Origin of the sequence: Microcoleus sp. PH2017_28_MFU_U_A, from assembly GCF_020738035.1 — a bacterium.
Taxonomy (GTDB): Bacteria; Cyanobacteriota; Cyanobacteriia; order Cyanobacteriales; family Microcoleaceae; genus Microcoleus.
On record NZ_JAEQCX010000071.1, the window covers coordinates 78,633 to 94,601 of the forward strand.

Annotated in this window: 16 protein-coding genes; 1 reads left to right on the forward strand and 15 read right to left on the reverse strand. The window is 45.5% G+C overall.

Annotation, left to right across the window (positions count from 1 at the left end; all coding sequences use genetic code 11):
- Positions 1–3: 3 nt before the first annotated feature.
- The 7 genes from JGK14_RS34075 to JGK14_RS17615 form a co-directional block, all read right to left on the reverse strand.
- Positions 4–483 carry a transposase gene (locus tag JGK14_RS34075; protein WP_293183085.1) on the reverse strand — a complete coding sequence of 160 codons (480 nt, stop codon included), beginning with the start codon at positions 481–483 and terminating at the stop codon, positions 4–6.
- Positions 484–498: 15 nt separating this feature from the next.
- A complete protein-coding gene (locus JGK14_RS17590; protein WP_325315320.1) occupies positions 499–1,032 on the reverse strand; it encodes a hypothetical protein in 534 nt (177 codons plus the stop codon).
- A gap of 97 nt (positions 1,033–1,129) precedes the next feature.
- Complete coding sequence (locus JGK14_RS17595; protein ID WP_325315321.1) at positions 1,130–1,276, reverse strand: hypothetical protein; 147 nt, start codon at positions 1,274–1,276, stop codon at positions 1,130–1,132.
- Between the two features lie 675 nt (positions 1,277–1,951).
- Positions 1,952–3,094 (reverse strand): hybrid sensor histidine kinase/response regulator, encoded by a 1,143-nt coding sequence (locus tag JGK14_RS17600; protein ID WP_293183089.1) that lies wholly within the window; start codon positions 3,092–3,094, stop codon positions 1,952–1,954.
- Between the two features lie 150 nt (positions 3,095–3,244).
- A complete protein-coding gene (locus JGK14_RS17605) occupies positions 3,245–5,899 on the reverse strand; it encodes a GAF domain-containing protein (protein ID WP_293183091.1) in 2,655 nt (884 codons plus the stop codon).
- A gap of 420 nt (positions 5,900–6,319) precedes the next feature.
- Complete coding sequence (locus JGK14_RS17610; protein WP_293183093.1) at positions 6,320–6,463, reverse strand: hypothetical protein; 144 nt, start codon at positions 6,461–6,463, stop codon at positions 6,320–6,322.
- An 18-nt stretch (positions 6,464–6,481) separates the two neighbouring features.
- Positions 6,482–7,615 carry a glycosyltransferase gene (locus JGK14_RS17615; RefSeq protein ID WP_325315322.1) on the reverse strand — a complete coding sequence of 378 codons (1,134 nt, stop codon included), beginning with the start codon at positions 7,613–7,615 and terminating at the stop codon, positions 6,482–6,484.
- On the opposite strand from JGK14_RS17615, the gene JGK14_RS17620 reads away from it, so the two are divergent.
- Entirely contained in the window at positions 7,596–7,796 is a 201-nt protein-coding gene (locus tag JGK14_RS17620) for a hypothetical protein (protein WP_293277228.1), read from the forward strand. The genes JGK14_RS17615 and JGK14_RS17620 overlap by 20 nt on opposite strands.
- A 107-nt stretch (positions 7,797–7,903) precedes the next feature.
- On the opposite strand, the gene JGK14_RS17625 is transcribed toward JGK14_RS17620, so the two are convergent.
- The 8 genes from JGK14_RS17625 to JGK14_RS17660 form a co-directional block, all read right to left on the reverse strand.
- Positions 7,904–8,542, reverse strand: a complete 639-nt coding sequence (locus JGK14_RS17625) for a DUF4291 domain-containing protein (RefSeq protein WP_293197011.1) — start codon at positions 8,540–8,542, stop codon at positions 7,904–7,906.
- 6 nt (positions 8,543–8,548) lie between these two features.
- Positions 8,549–8,854 (reverse strand): hypothetical protein, encoded by a 306-nt coding sequence (locus JGK14_RS17630; protein ID WP_293203432.1) that lies wholly within the window; start codon positions 8,852–8,854, stop codon positions 8,549–8,551.
- A 41-nt stretch (positions 8,855–8,895) separates the two neighbouring features.
- A complete protein-coding gene (locus tag JGK14_RS17635) occupies positions 8,896–9,078 on the reverse strand; it encodes a hypothetical protein (protein WP_293203434.1) in 183 nt (60 codons plus the stop codon).
- A gap of 90 nt (positions 9,079–9,168) precedes the next feature.
- Entirely contained in the window at positions 9,169–10,320 is a 1,152-nt protein-coding gene (locus JGK14_RS17640) for an NAD-dependent epimerase/dehydratase family protein (RefSeq protein ID WP_293183103.1), read from the reverse strand.
- 110 nt (positions 10,321–10,430) lie between these two features.
- Positions 10,431–11,021 (reverse strand): chromophore lyase CpcT/CpeT, encoded by a 591-nt coding sequence (locus tag JGK14_RS17645; protein ID WP_293183105.1) that lies wholly within the window; start codon positions 11,019–11,021, stop codon positions 10,431–10,433.
- Between the two features lie 29 nt (positions 11,022–11,050).
- On the reverse strand, positions 11,051–12,322 hold the full coding sequence (locus tag JGK14_RS17650; RefSeq protein ID WP_293183107.1) for a hybrid sensor histidine kinase/response regulator: 1,272 nt from the start codon (positions 12,320–12,322) through the stop codon (positions 11,051–11,053).
- A gap of 199 nt (positions 12,323–12,521) precedes the next feature.
- Entirely contained in the window at positions 12,522–14,759 is a 2,238-nt protein-coding gene (locus JGK14_RS17655) for an ATP-binding protein (protein WP_325315323.1), read from the reverse strand.
- Positions 14,756–15,811 carry an ABC transporter substrate-binding protein gene (locus JGK14_RS17660; protein ID WP_293183111.1) on the reverse strand — a complete coding sequence of 352 codons (1,056 nt, stop codon included), beginning with the start codon at positions 15,809–15,811 and terminating at the stop codon, positions 14,756–14,758. Before JGK14_RS17660 ends, JGK14_RS17655 begins: the two co-directional genes overlap by 4 nt.
- Positions 15,812–15,969 lie beyond the last annotated feature (158 nt).

Consider the following 15,969-nt stretch of genomic DNA (forward strand, 5'->3'; position numbering starts at 1 on the left):
AAATTACCCAGCACTGACATGAGTACAGGTACAGTGTGGACTTTCAATAGCCCTGAAATGATCTTGCAAATTGCAAAATAATCTCGAACCTTCAGGCTTATTTACGGAAGCCCCAATAACAGCAATATTCTTACTGCCGTTTAAGTCGGCATCACCTTTCCATCCACAATGACCACAAGCAAACTTTTTGCCATTCCTATAAGACTCACCCTTTACAGGATGAATATGGTTGCACTTGTGGCACATTTGGCTAGTGTATCTAGGCTCAACAAACAAAATCTTTACGCTATGCTTTATGGCTTTGTATATTAGGAATTGGCGCAACTGAAAAAATGCCCAGCTATTGCTAAGTCTCCGCTCTTTTTTCGAGCGTGGCTGCTGATTTGTGCGCTCCCTAATTCCCGTCAAATCTTCCAAAGCGATCGCTTGATTTTTGTTTTGAGCCTTAGTTACGATACGGTGACTGATAGTGTGATTTACCAATGTCTGAAAGCGCTTTCAAGAGCCCGACAACCGTTTCAACAATTCTCGACATCTACGCCGAGAACTGCGCGTGCCCTTCGTGGCTTTTTGTTGGAGGTTTGCTCTCAACTTGGCATAATGATTTCTAACTTGGGTAATTTGTTTACCGCTAAATGTATCTCCATCGGAAGTAACTGCAATGTCAGTCCTACCCAAATCACAGCCCAAAACTCGATCGCTTGGTGGAGGTTCGACGGGCATAGATTCAAGCTGAATATTAAGATAGTAACTACCATCATTGCGTTTGCACAAAGTAGCAGTCTTTGGGTTTTGACCTTTCAACAATCCAAGTTGGTAGTTTCCGATAGCCAGTACAAACCGTTCCCTACCACCAGTAGTAGTCAAACTTACCGTCCAATCTTTTTCCCTGAAAGAAAAGATACGAGCATCGTAAGTGACGCTAGTAGGAGCAAACTTGTTGACTGGCGAACCATCTTTTTTGGCTGTTTTTCTGTTACCAGAAACCCGTCTAATAGCATGGATTGCCAACTGCGCCGAAAGTCCAAACATATCTCTGATACCATTTTTTTAAAGTTATGACAGACTTTTTCAGTGAGCGGAAGCAGATAATTACAACGTCTTGTCGTCCTTTATCTCTATCGGATCTTTAGAAAAATGGTATGACATCGTGATATATCAAGGATTGCATCGCCAATTCGTTTGTCAGAGTTGGCGATACAGTTTGATTCACATATTCGCAAGCATTCGCGAACGCCTGAAGTGTTGCATCAATTTTGATGGACTGCTCAGGCATTACTTGGAGTTTGCAAGATACTGTCAGGACTTGTTTCATGACAAGATTCTATCATGTATTGAAGAAAGTCTGTCTGCGTTTATCAATAATTTGTTCAGCTATGCAAGCCTCACGCGCATTCCTCCCGTCACTCAAGTTCGTACCGTGTTTGGTGCGGGACTCCTGTTGTTTTAGTTGAAGTAAATTCAGTTGCCAAGTAATTATATGACATCTGCCTAATAATTTTCTGATTGTATTGCTGGCCGAGACATCGCACGAGTGATATCATTCAGTCTCGAACTGGTTTGTAGTGCGGAATGCGAGTCCGAGCCAAAGAAGGACTAAAGTCCTGACTACGAAGCTATTTTTCTGATTCGTGATTGACTGGTTTGTAGTGCGGAATGCGAGTCCGAGCCAAAGTCAGCGATAGGGTTCGTCAGTTTAGTCATTTTTAACGATCGCCAAAAATCTCATTCTGACGCACCATCTATTCAGGGTGTGCATCAGTTTTGAGATTATCAATTGTCCCAGCAAATATCTTGAGCGGATGCACCCTAATTTTACTTCCTGCATTTCTTCGCAAATCATCTTGAATTTATTTATCTGCGTTTATCTGTGTTTATCTGCCTTAAATCTGCGGTTGCTCTAGCCATCAAACATTTATGAAATAAGTCATCTACAGTTAATTAAATCGCTCTAACAAGGCAAGCGAATAGTAAACAAGCTGCCTTTACCCAACTCGGATTTGACCACGATCGTGCCGCGGTGAGCTTCGACTATTTGGCGGCAGAGGTGCAGTCCCAAACCTGTGCTGGATTTCTTGTGAGTTCCCGAGCCAAACCTTTCAAATAACTTCGCTTGTTCGGCGGGAGAAATTCCGGCGCCGGTGTCTTGGATTTCCATAATTACCCATGCCAGCGGTTGGTTTTTGAAGCTCGTATAAACAGGTGAATTGGCAGCTTTTAAGCGGATATCTATAGAGCCGCTGTCGGTGAATTTTATCGCATTTCCGATTAAATTAGTCAGCAAGCGGTGCAACTCCAGACGATCGCCCGGATACTTGGCAATCGGAGCACTTTCTGCACTTTCACTCAAGTCTAAATTCACCGACAAATTTTTAGCATCGGCTAGGGGAGCGAGTTCTTCGGCTACTTCGGTAATAAGCTGGCGCAAGTCAACCGGAGCGAAACTGAGGGATTTGCGCCCTGCTTCGTAGCGGTAGACTTCTAGCAGCATATTTACCATCGCGATCAGGTTTTTGTTACTGCGAACCATTGTCCCGAAAGCGTCGCACATGGGGAGCGAGATTTCTCCCAAAGCTCCCTGCTGCATTAAAGTTAGCATTCGATCGGCTGCTACGAGGGGCGTCCGCAAGTCGTGAGCGAGTCTGGAGACAAAATCTTCGCGCTGGAGGGCGATCGAATTTCGTTCGTCTACGCTGTGTTTGAGCCGCAAGAGCGATCGCACCCTCGCCAGCAGTTCGTCCATTTCCACGGGTTTGCGGATAAAATCGTCTGCGCCCATGTCGAGTCCCTGGACTACACTGGCGCTGTCGTGAGCTGTGATCAGCAAAATCGGGATAAAGGGCAATTCCTTATTTTGTCGCATTCGCTGGGTGACTTCGTAACCGTCCATTCCCGGCATCATTACGTCTAGCAATACCAAATCGGGGGTTGACTTGTCAATTTGGCTTAAGGCCGAAAAGCCGTTCTCGGCCGTGCTAATTTCGTAACCTTCTTCTTCCAGGATTGTCTGCACCAACAAAACATTATCTGGTGCGTCATCTACAACCAGAATGCGATCGGCTTTTGTGGCATTCGGAACAGATAAATAGTTCATTTAATTGTCGGTATGAAAATAAATACTAACTTTAATGTGGCATCCGATTCATGTTTTCACATTTTTCCACTTCTTAACTCTGTCATAAGGAAGATCTCAAAACTTTATCCAATTTTTTTACATTTAGGCTCTCGGATATGATAAAATATGCTACTTTTTTGTCATAGTATGCACGCCGTCCCATTCGTCGGGCGGGGGTATTTCCAAATAGCTGAGGGATCGCTCGATCTGAACTTCCACAGGTCGATCGCTCGGTCGCATAGCTAAAGCCGCCTCAAAATAATTAATAGCTTGCTGAAAATTTCTAGCAATATAAGCATGGCGGCCGTTGTTGTAAAGTTCCAAAAACCTTTCGGTTTCCCCATCGAGGGGATCGGAATTAATTTGCAGCAACTCGTAAATGCCGACCGGCTGATTTTTGCCCTTAACCCGCACCTTGTCCAACTCTCGCACCCAAATCCGTTCGCGGCACAAATTGTAGGTAAATTCGCTCAAAATTATATCGCAGCCGTACTCCTTTGTAAGCTGTTCCAAGCGGGAACTCAAATTCACCGCATCCCCGATTACGGTGTAATCCATCCGCTTTTCCGAACCAATATTTCCCGAAACCACCTCTCCAGAACTAATCCCAATTCCGAAGCGAAACGGATCGGCGCCTGGGCGAGAATCATTAAACTCTTTCAAGCGCCGGCGCATATCTAAAGCCGACTGCACCGCCATCCAACCGTGACTTTCCGGGGGATTGAGCGGCAGGGGCGCACCGAACACCGCCATTAAAGCATCGCCGATAAACTTGTCTAAAGTGCCTTCGTAGTGGAAAACGGCCTCCACCATCGTCTCAAAATACTGGTTCAATAGGGCCACAACTTCCGAGGCTCCCAAATTTTCGGTCAGAGTGGTGTAGCCGCGAATGTCGGAAAATAAAATAGTAACTTCTTTGCGTTCGCCCACCATCAGGGAGCCTTCGCCCAAGGCCATGATTTTATCTACGACTCCGGGAGTCATGTAGCGAGACATTGTGGTTTTCATCCGCTTTTCGCGGCTGATGTCTTCGAGTACCACTAAACCGCCGCGCGCGCCACCTTCTGGATTGATCAGCGGGTTGACAGTTAAATTCAAACTGCGTTCAATTACTTTAATTCGAGAGCCGGAGATGGGTAGGGGACAATAAGGGTGATAGAGGTCAGCATTCCGCAGCGAAAATAGAGATTGGGAATTAGCTAATTCTGCCTGCGCTACTTCCTCAGTCCAGGCGCTGTTTTCGCCCCAAGCGTAATATAAGGTGGGGTCATTGCGATCGGGCACGGCCAAAATGTAACTTTCTGCTTCTGTATCTGCTGCTGCGCTACCCAGTGTTGTTTCCACCAACAGTCCCACAGTTAAACTTTGTTCGGGAACGTAATGTCTGGCAGCATTCAGGAGACTGTCTTCGAGTCGAAATTGCAAATTATCGATCGGCACAACTTCCCAAACATAGCGATCGATCAGTTTATCTTCCCAAATCACGAGATTGTGTTTGCTTTTATCTTGATTTACCGGACAGCCCAACAATTCCAGCGCGGCTTCGTTAATTGTGACAATTCGCCCCTGCAAATCGGTGGAAATGACTGCATCTGAAAGACTTTGCAGCATATCTTTTTGATACTGCTTTTCCACCATCACGTTCTGAAACAGTTGAGAATTTTGCAGCGCCATTCCGGCTTGGGAATTAAATGCTCGCAAAAACTCTTCGTCGGAAGTTGTGAAAGTGCCTTGAGTCTTATTAATTAGTTGAGTCACCCCAATCAGCTCACCTTTGGCGTTATGAACCGGCATACACAAGACAGTGCGAGTGCGATATCCCGTTTGCTGGTCTGTAGATGGGTCAAAGCGGGGATCGTCGTAAGCATCTGTAATATTTAGAGTTTGACCGGTCGAAGCCACGTAGCCTGCAATTCCTTTGTTAGCAGGAATGCGGACTTCCATCATCGTTTTGCCGTCGGCCTTGGCGAGTTTTGTCCAAAGTTCGTTGGTTTCGGGATTTAATAAAAATAGCGTGCTGCGATCGGCTTGCATCAAGTCCCGAGCTTGATCCATTACAGATCGCAAAGTTGTTTCCAAGTCAAGGCTTTGACCCAAAGTCGTGGTAGCTCTCAAAAGTGCGGCAACCCCTCGCTGGTTGCGGGCTACGACGTAGAAAGACTGACAGCTTTCGAGAATAATCCCGATCGAATCTGCAAAAGCCTGAAACTGCTGTTCGTCTTCCTCGGTAAAGGGGGCATTGCCAGCTTTGTTTAACAGTCTCACCACCGCTACGGGTTCGTGCTGGCTCTTACTGCTAAAAATCGGCATACAGAGGATAGTCTCAACCCGGTAGTTCGGCGGTTCGTCTACTTCGGCATTAAAATGCTCGTGTTCTCTACCATGCAAGACATTGAGCGATTTTCCAGTAGTTGCTACGTAGCCTAAAATGCCTGCATCCATCGGCAAGCGAATTTCTATATCTTCGCCCGTGAGCCCATCCACTGTTTTGTGCCACAGTTGATTTTTGTTGGCATCTACCAAAAAAATTGTTGTCCGGTCTGCTTGCAAAATTTGACCAATTTTGACAGTGAAGGCATCTAACAGTTGCTCTAAGAGAGTTTCGAGTGCTTCATTGTTAATCAGGTCCATTGCCCGGATAAATTGCTGAAATTCAGCCGTTACAAAGTCCAGCAGGCACACTAATTCAGTAACTGGCAAGCTCTTAACACGAGAGGTCAATGCCCCCATAAAATTGACTTGAGTCAGTGTAGCCAGAACGCTACCAGCATTGGAGAATGTCATGATTAACTGCTTGCTCAGAGGGGTAGATTGACCGGCTGGTCGATCGCGGTGCTAGATTCTGCGGTGCAAACTGTTTAAGTTGTTTGCTTTTCAACTCAGCATTCGATTGTCGGTTTGATGAATAATGGGTTCATTCTTTGGCGGATGAAACTTCAGTTTGCTTGTTAGAGATGCTCGATCTTTTTTTTGTTACAACATCGATACTGATGAGAGTTCGCCAGGCATGAGCTGAACTTGACTTCGGAACGCTGGCAGCCTGAAAACGAGCTTCTAGGCTTTTGTTCGATCGATCGCGGGCGATGTATATTTTACCCTCTGTGCTCGGCTGCTGGGCGGTGTGACTGTTTTAGCGCACTCGGCGACCGTATCCGGTCGGCTGCCGCCGCGCCCCAGTTTTGCCGCCCGCGAAGCATTCCAAAGCTATTCATAGTTTAATGGTAAACGCAACAGCAGGATAGCTACCGCAATCAAAGCCTCAAAAAAGTTCGATCGATCTTTGAGGACATTCCTCCTCGCTAGAAACTGCCTCGGGATGGAAGCTAAGCTGTCGGTGATGTTTAACATCGCGACATCTTGTCAAATTTAAGCAGCAGAGGCCATGGACTGGGCAAATACGACCGATCGATAGTAGCCTCGTAGTTGGTTAGTCGCCGCAGCCCAACCCCAGCGTTCGGCTTCAGAGCGAGCGTTTTGGCGGAGGGTTTCTCGTTCTTCGGGATTCGCAAACAGGCGCTGGGTAGCAGTCAGAGCTCCGGCTTCATCGGCGGGGTCAAATAAATAGCCGTTAACACCGTCTGTGACAATATCGGGAATTCCGCCACTGCGAGCCGCCACTACGGGAGTCCCCGCAGCCATAGCTTCGAGGAGCACTAAGCCCAGGGTTTCGGTACGGGAGGGAAAAATGAAGGCATCAGCAGATGCGTAAGCAGAAGCCAATTCTTGCCCCTTGAGGTAGCCAACAAAATTTGTGGGGGTGCCGGCAAAATATTGTTCGAGGGTTTGGCGGTGCGGGCCGTCTCCCACTAGGGCGAGGCGGGCGCCGGGAATGGCGGCGAGGACTGGTTTGATGGATTCGATTTCTTTTTCTGCGCCGAGGCGACCGACGTAGAGAAGTAAGGGACTATCTGGGTTATTTTGGGAAAGGCGCGATCGCATTTCTCGACTTGCCAATTCGGGGACAAACATTTCCGTATCTACACCGCGCTGCCACAAGTCTACTCGCTCAATGCCATGAGTTCTCAACTCATCCACCATTGCTGTAGAAGTGCACAGATTTAATTCAGCTTGATTGTGCGCCCCTTTGAGCAATTCCCACAGCAATGGTTCGAGCATTCCAAAACCGTAATGGTGCAAGTATTTGGGTAAATGCGTGTGGTAAGAAGCCAAAATCGGAATATTGAACTTTTTGCCGTAATAGATCCCGCCCAATCCCAAAATAGCGGGATTGACAACATGAATAAGATCCGGTTGAAACTTCTGTAATTGTTGACCGATCGCCGGACTGGGCAGTGCCATTTTCAGTTCCGGGTACATCGGTAAAGGCAAACCCTCAACACCGTAAACTCGGGCACCTTTGTATTCTGTAATTCCGTAATCTGGAGAAAATATCAGAACTTGTTCGCCCGATCGCTGCAAGTGATCTACAGTGTGAATCAGGCGCGTCACAATGCCGTCTATTTTTGGCCAAAATGTTTCAGTGAACAGAGCAATTTTCATAAAACAAAGGAAGAAGAAAGAAGGAAGAGGGAAGAAGGAAGAAGGAAGAGGGAAGAAGGAAGAAAGCTGTAGTTATACAGGTTTTCATAAAGATGAGGTATGCCAAATTCTGCTACTCTCAGTAGAGAGAACACACACTGCGGGCGAGCGTCTTTACTCCCAGAAACCTCAGAAAGCTTAGAGAAACTATCGATTACCAATTGCCAATTACCAATTACCAATTACCAATTCCCCATTACCAGACATACCTCATCTTTTTGAGAAAGGCTATATTCTTTGATATATTGTTTAGGAAATCGATACTCCCAGTCTTTGGCAAATGTCGGGGTTAGTAACAGGATACACTGCCTCGCGAGGAGTAAGTAATTGGGCAAGATCGCCCGTATTATATTGATGCTGTTGCTGCACAAATTCTGAAATATCCTCAATGTTAACAATCCATTCTTGGGCATAACTGGCAAGATAACTGCCACGCAAGCCGAGTTGAATTGCCCGCCGTTCCAGTTTCGCGCCACTGGGATGGTGGTCTGGGTCCCATTGCAGCCGCACGGATGAATTTTTAACAGCTTGTTTCCATTCTTTTTCGCTTCCGTACACTACTGAAACGAAATTGGAATGGACGACAGATGCTAAAATTTCGTCAAAAGCCGATCGCTTTAACGAAACCGCCAAAATTACTTCTTGTCCGGGTTTTGTACCCCATTCCGAACGATACATCATCCAGAGAAAGTTTGGCTTAATCCAACTCATGCGGTTAAGACTGAACTCGCCGCCGAAATAACCGCGTTCCGCTGCAAAGTGACCGATCGCCGGACGGTAAGCTTGATAGACAACAACAGTATCATCGTCAAATTGTGCTAAAATGTGGCGACCTGTATTCGGCCACCGCATTTTTTGGTTTAAGTAAGATTCTGTCAGCAGCTTCATCTGAAGTTATTTGCGATCGAGAGGTTGTTCCGGCAAGATACAAATTCCCTGAATGCCAATTGATAAAATTATCCCACCTAAAAGCAATCCCACACCTTCAGCAAAGCAGTTAATTCGGTGAATTTCCTGTGCAGTTTTGGCAATTAAGATTTCCTTTTCCGTAGCCGAAGGCGATTCGCTTTTGAGGCGGTAATTTTGATAACTCGCCGTTAGTGCAGCCCATTCCGGTATTAAATAATAAGCACAAACTGCACTGGCAGAAAATCCCGGCAGAACAACTAAAAGCAACAAGATGAGAATTCGACTTTTCACGGTATATAAGGAAGAAGGAAGAAGGAATCGAGCCTGATGTTTCAGCAATTAAGAACGTCATAACCATCGGGCGCGGTTGCCATATTTATTCCCAACCAAGCTAGCAGTTCTTCTCTTCCCTTCTCATCTCTTACTTCGCGCCCTTCGCGCCTTCGCGGTTCGTTAAAAAAATAGCGTTGCATATTTGCGGGATGATTTGGAATTTTATCAAAGCTGAAAATCATTATTTTTGGGGCGGGCTAGAAGCCCACCCCACAAGATTCATGCCAGAATTATGTAATGCCAAAACTCTCTCCCGCAGCTTGTGCCCGAATTTACCGTCGCCAAGAAACCTTCGGCAAAATTTGGTTTTTATCGACGCGGTGCTGATATTTTGTAGCAAAATTCAGCAGAGAATCGAGCAGGGAATCTGAGAGGTAGTGCGGCTGCAAGCCGAGGCCTAACAAACTGGTGTTTTTGGCATTGAAATAATGTTCTTCTTTCTCGACTCTGGGATTTTCGAGGTTGTTGATTTCTACTTTTAATCCCATTGCCATGCCTGCTTTTTGCACCAATGAGGCTAAGTCGCCGACGCTAAATTGTTCGGTGAATTGGTTGAAGACGCGGAATTCTCCGGCGGCGGCGGGGTTGGCGATCGCCAATTCGACGCATCGCACGGTATCCCGAATGTCTAAGAAGGTGCGGGTTTGTCCGCCAGTTCCATAAACTGTCAAAGGATGCCCGATCGCAGCTTGGATGCAAAATCTGTTCAAGGCTGTTCCGAATACTCCGTCGTAGTCCAAACGGTTAATTAACAGTTCGTCCATGCCAGTTTCTTCGGTGAGTACGCCGTAGACGACTCCCTGATTTAAGTCGGTGGCTCTTAAACCCCAGATTTTGCAGGCAAAATGGATATTGTGGGAATCGTGGACTTTACTTAAGTGATAAAAACTGCCAGGCTGTTTGGGATAGGGTAGTGTATCTTTGCGGCCGTTGTGTTCGATCGTAATGTAGCCTTCTTCAATGTCAATATTCGGCGTGCCGTATTCGCCCATTGTCCCCAATTTCACTAGGTGACAGTCGGGGAAATCTTCGCGGATGGCGTACAGCAGGTTCAGTGTCCCGACGACGTTATTGACTTGGGTGAGGACTGCGTGTTCGCGATCGATCATCGAGAAGGGCGCCGATCGCTGTTCGCCGAAATGGACGATCGCCTCTGGTGCAAATTTTCTCATACTTTTGCTGAGAAAATCGTAGTTGGTGATGTCACCGACGAACAAGTCGATCGACTTACCCGTTAAATCTTGCCATCGCTGGAGTCGTTGCTGAATCGGTGCAATGGGAGTGAGGGTGTCGCTGCACAGTTCCAGATCCCAATGCCGCCGCACGAAGCTGTCGAGGATGCCAACTTCGTGACCTTTGTTAGAAAGGTAGAGTGCGGTTGCCCAACCGCAATAGCCATCGCCACCAATAACCAGGACTTTCATAAATCAACGGTGAATCTTGCTTGCCAATACTGGGTTAATGTACCAGGTATTGGTGCATTGTGAACCTTTAATCAAGCGTGTTGGCCAAGTCTGGACTTGGTTTTTCGGCATCAAACCGGAATTTCGTCGGCGAAGCTAGCCCAGCGGGTAAATTCAAAGGGGCCGGCCTGGGCTCCCCAGACGTGGGCGTCGGTTTCTGGGTCGCGTCCGCGATCGTGACTGGTGAATTTGTCTCCATCGATCTCGAATTCGCTATCTAGATAGGTATTTTTGCCCTTTCTGACCACCATGCAGCCTTTTCCGGGTTCGACACACCCTTTGAAGCTGCTGCCCGTCCAGTGTGTAATAAAGGTGCACCCCGGCATTAGTTTAAATTCGGCTTTGTTGAGTTCTTGGAGCTTTTGGAGATCGCGGGAGGCGCCGTAAAATTGCTCTTCGTTGACGATCGCGTAATTTTCGATGTCGATGCGATCGCCCATCGGGACTAATTTTAACACTCGGACTCGGTACGGAGTTTTGAGTTCAATATCATAGGCTTGTTCTAGGTACAAGCTCATCCCGCCCAGAAGTTCTGTGGGTAGGGGTCTCATGCAGACGCGGATGTGCGCGAAGAATGGCGGATTTTCAAAGGCTTGCGCTTGGTTGCTGAAGTCGGCCGCCATCCAGCGGGCGAGGGTAATGATATCGGTGGAATGGGACATATCGATGGTTTTGAGAAGCGGAGTAGAAGTTATTTTACTGGAATTTTCACAACAAACTCCGTACTCTGCCCCAGAATCGAAGAACATTCAATCTTACCACCATGTTTTTCAGTAATAATCTGATGACTGATTGACAGCCCCAAACCAGTGCCTTTCCCAAGAGGTTTGGTAGTGAAAAACGGATCGAATAATAGACAAAGAATGGGTTCCGGGATCCCGACTCCATTATCGGCAATACTAATTGCGATCGCATCATCACTACTAATGAAAGTACGAATCGTAATCCTAGGTTCTTGGTTATTGCTGACACCCGATGATTCCAAAGCATCGATCGCATTACTCAGGATATTCATAAACACCTGGTTTAGTTGACTAGGATAACATTGGACTTGTGGTAACTGCCCATAATTTTTGATGACTTGAATTTCAGGACAATTTTGTCCACCTTTTAGACGGTGTTGCAAAATCAACAGAGTGCTGTCAATACCTACATGAATATCAACCGCTTTGCAGTAGCCTTCATCCAAGCGGGAGAAATTGCGGAGAGAAAGCACCAATTCGCGAATGCGATCCGTACCTATTTTCATCGAATTGAGTATTTTAACCAAATCTGATTGCAAAAATTTTAAATCAATTTCTTCTGCCCGTGTCTGGATTTCTGGAACCGGATTTGGATAATGTTTCTGGTAAAGTTGCACAAAGTCTAACAAATATTCAGTGTATTCTTTGACGGGGTTTAGGTTAGCATGAATGAAATTCACCGGGTTGTTAATTTCGTGGGCTACTCCCGCCACCAAGTGGCCGAGGGCAGACATTTTTTCGCCTTGCACTAAATGAGTTTTGGCTTGTTTTAGATTTTCTAATGCTTCGTTGAGTTCCTTGGTACGTTGTTCCATGATGCGTGTGGCATTTCGTAGTTGTAAATGCACCTGAATCCGGGCCAATACTTCTTCGCACTGAATCGGCTTTGTGATGTAGTCCACTGCACCCAAACTTAGCCCCTTAATTTTATCTACTGAGTCGGAAAGGGCTGTCATAAAAACAACCGGAATATCGCGAGTATCAGGATTGGCTTTGAGCTGTTTGCAGGTCTCAAAGCCATCGATTCCAGGCATCATGACATCTAGCAAAATCAAATCGGGCTGAGATAATTGAATTCGTTGTAGAGCGGTTTCACCATTTTTGGCGATCGCCACCCGGTAGTCATGTTCGCTCAATACATCAAATAATACTTGCAGATTACTGGGAGTATCGTCTACAACTAAAATAGTCTTGTCTGCGGACATGGAATTGACTGACATTAGAAACTCCAATATATAAACAGCAGGAAGCAGGAAGTTCGGCAACGGGTTGTCTAACGGATGTAACGGATATAAGGGATGGATGTAAGAGGTTAAAAGGAAGGAAAAAAGAATAAATAGTTTTTTTTCAATTATATAGTAATTTGAATCAAATTTTTTATTGATAATAAACAGGTTTATACATTCAAAAATAAAGTAGCTAAAGTAGTGGTTCGATTAGGCGAATAATGGCTTCCTCATCAAACTGTTGACTTAGTGCTAAAACTCGGTTAGCAAAGACTATATATTCGGGTGCTAATTTTTTCAGGCGATCGGCTTCCTGGTGAATATCACTCATAAAACCACCCTGGGCGGCGGTATAGAGGGCTGTCAGTTCTTTAACTGGTGGCATTACCATATTAACCTCATGGACTTTATTCTCAGTAATTTTCATGGCATCTAGTTTCATTTCTTCATAAATCCACTGCAATTCCAGGTGTTTCTGTAATTGGTTCAACAATCCAGTAAACTCGATGGGCTTCGGGAAAAAACTATTGCAACCAGCATCCAGACTTTCCTGTATGTCTACCTGAGACAGAGTGGCTGGAGAAGCAATAATCGGCGTAGTCGCAAAGTTTGGCAGTTGTCGCAGGCGGCGAGTCATTTCTAACCCATCCATTATTGGCATATGGATATCGGTAACGATCGAGTCTGGTAGCATTTGAATGGCCATGTCTAAGCCCGTTTGTCCGTTGTCAGCTTCTGCCACTTGGAAGCCTAGGGGTTCCAGCATATTTATGATAATGAGGCGATTTTCAGGGCGATCGTCAATCACCAGAATTTTGCGTCTTTCGCCCTGATAGCCGATGACTTTGCGATCGGCGATCGCATCTTCTGTCATCCAATCCGATGCTGGCAACAAATCTACCTCAAACCAGAAGCTACTACCCTCACCAAGTACACTCTCGACATGAATTTCGCTGCCCATTTTCAGGATAATTTGTTGGCCGATGGCAAGCCCCAAGCCAGTTCCTTCGCTGTTGCGATCGCCTTTTCCAGCTTGCTCGAAAGGTAAAAAAATCTTCGATAATTTTTCCGAAACAATGCCAATCCCAGTATCTTTAATCTTGAATCGAATTCTTTGGGCTGCACCAAAATCGCTTGATTTTACCACAGGTTCAACTCGGAAACTGACACTGCCAACATCAGTAAATTTAATAGCATTGCTGAGCAAATTCAACAACACTTGTCGCAGTCGTTTGTCATCAGCATGGACTGCAATGGGCAGGTTGCTAGCCGGCTGATAGCGAAAATCCACGCCTTTTTGTTCTGCCTTGATCCGGCACATATCCACAGTGGAGGATAGGAATTTTTCTAGATGGAAATCTTGGGGATCAAGTTCCATCTTGTGTACTTCCAACTTTGACAAATCCAAAATATCATTAATCAGAGTGAGTAAATGGGAACCACACTGGTGAATTACTCCTAATCCTTTCATCTGTTTGGGAGTAGTCGTCGGATCGTGTTGGAGGATTTGGGCATAACCCAAAATGCCATTGAGTGGGGTTCGGAGTTCGTGGTTCATATTAGCCAGAAATTCACTTTTGGTGCGGTTGGCAATTTCGGCGATTTCTTTAGCCTTTTGCAATTCGCTGATTGCTTTTTCTAAATCTTGGGCTTGCAGTCGGAGTTCTTGTTGATATGTTTCTACTCGTATAGCTGCGGATTGAATTGTCTGGGCTAGAAATTGGATTTCATTATTTGGTAATCCACTGGGTATGACAAAGTTATCAATTCCATTCCTGTCGATAACTGCTTTGTTCAAACGTTCGAGTGGGTGTAATACAATATGCTGAATTAATATCGTCATCAGTCCTAAAATTGCAGTCATCCCAATCAGCAGGGTGACGGTGGAAGTATAGAAAGTTTGCCATACTTGCTGGCGCATTTCTTCGGCATTCAGAATCGCGATCGCCAACCCGCGCCGATTTCCCTGACGAAACAAGGTACTGCTAAAGGGCAAAATTGCGACTAAAGCTGACTCACCATCTATGTTGGTTCTGAAACTTGTTTCTAAACCTGTTTCGGCCGATCGCTCTAATATTTGCTCTAATTCTGGATGAATAGTAGCATAGGCCGGATTTTTGAGTGCCGATCCACTCCGGGCAAGGGTTTGGCCATCGGGACTGACGATCGCCACTTCCACCACTGTCGGCAAGGTAGCATAGTTTTGCACCACGCGCTTGACAATGCTCCTATTCCCCAATTCGATTAATCCTTCCGTGGAAAACCCCACTCCCTGGGTAATCGATCGGGCGCGTTGTTCTAGTTCTTTCTGTAATTGTGATTGCATCAAAAAGTAGTTGAATCCCAAGGTGATTAAGCCAACAGTTGCCAGAGAAACAGTAAAGCCCAATAATAGTTGGCGAGATAAGTTCTTTCTAGCTTGTTGGCTCATGGTTTCCATTCCGCTATTGCTTCATTGACAAGGGTGGAATCAATCTCCACATCTTGCCGAATTACTCGATTATGACGCGGATCGGATTTGAGTAATTCGACAATTTCTGCCTTGGCAGATTTGAGCCTACCTTCTGGGGCAAACATTCGCCGATTTAAGGTCATATCACCTTTTTTTAATCCAGCATAATCATTGGCAAAAGACTCACCACTTTGTCCCAATTGCTTTCCAACCGCCTTAAACACTTTTTTCGGCTGAGTTTTAACTGCGTGCATTACATCAAACCATGCCAGCATAAATTGCTTTAGTTCGGCTTTTTTTGCTTTCACTATCTTATCACTGGACATTAAGGTATCAATCACCAAACTGTCTACTTGCTTGGTTGTGTAAATTATATTGCCATTAATGCTCTTGGCAGTGTCCCCCAGCATCGGTTCCCATAATATCGCTGCATCGATTTCACCTTCCTTAATTTTCTGGGCTGATACTTCATTGGAGTAATCCAAAATCTGAACATTAGAGGGCTTAATTTGATTCACTTTCAATGCCTCTAGTAAAATTAGATGGTTGACGGTTCCTAGCTTTGCTCCTACTTTTTTTCCCTGCAAGTTTGCTACAGATTTAATTCGTTGCTGGGCAACAATTCCGTCTGCCCCAGCCGAGATATTTGTGGTCATTAATACTAGAGGTTTGCTATCGCCAGAATCGACCTGCATAACATCCCAGAAAGATGTAAATGCTGCATCTGATGAGCCACGCATCGCTGCCCGACTGGAATCTTGCTGGTTTTCAAATCGTATCAATTCAACCTTTAGCCCTCGCTGCTTGAAGATTCCTGACGCTTGGGCATACAATGCGATATCAAAACCCACCCAACTTGTAATTCCTACTCGGAGAGGTTTGAGCGATCGGTTAAATCCAGAGCCACAGGCATTGGTAAGAAAGGTGAGGCAAAGGGCGATCGCAAATAAACTGAAACCTGGCTTGATATTTAACTTCGATTTTTGCTTCCAGGAAATCCTCAACATATTGATGATTGAGATAACTTTCATGACTGCGAAGTGTAGTTTGATTTAAATTTATTATATTTAAATTTTAAATTTATTATTTAAATAAGGTCGATCGCACTTACGACATAAATCTATAGATCTGACTAGAGATTTTTTGCAAAAATGCGATCGGCCCGATGTTACTTTTACCAGAGATAAAA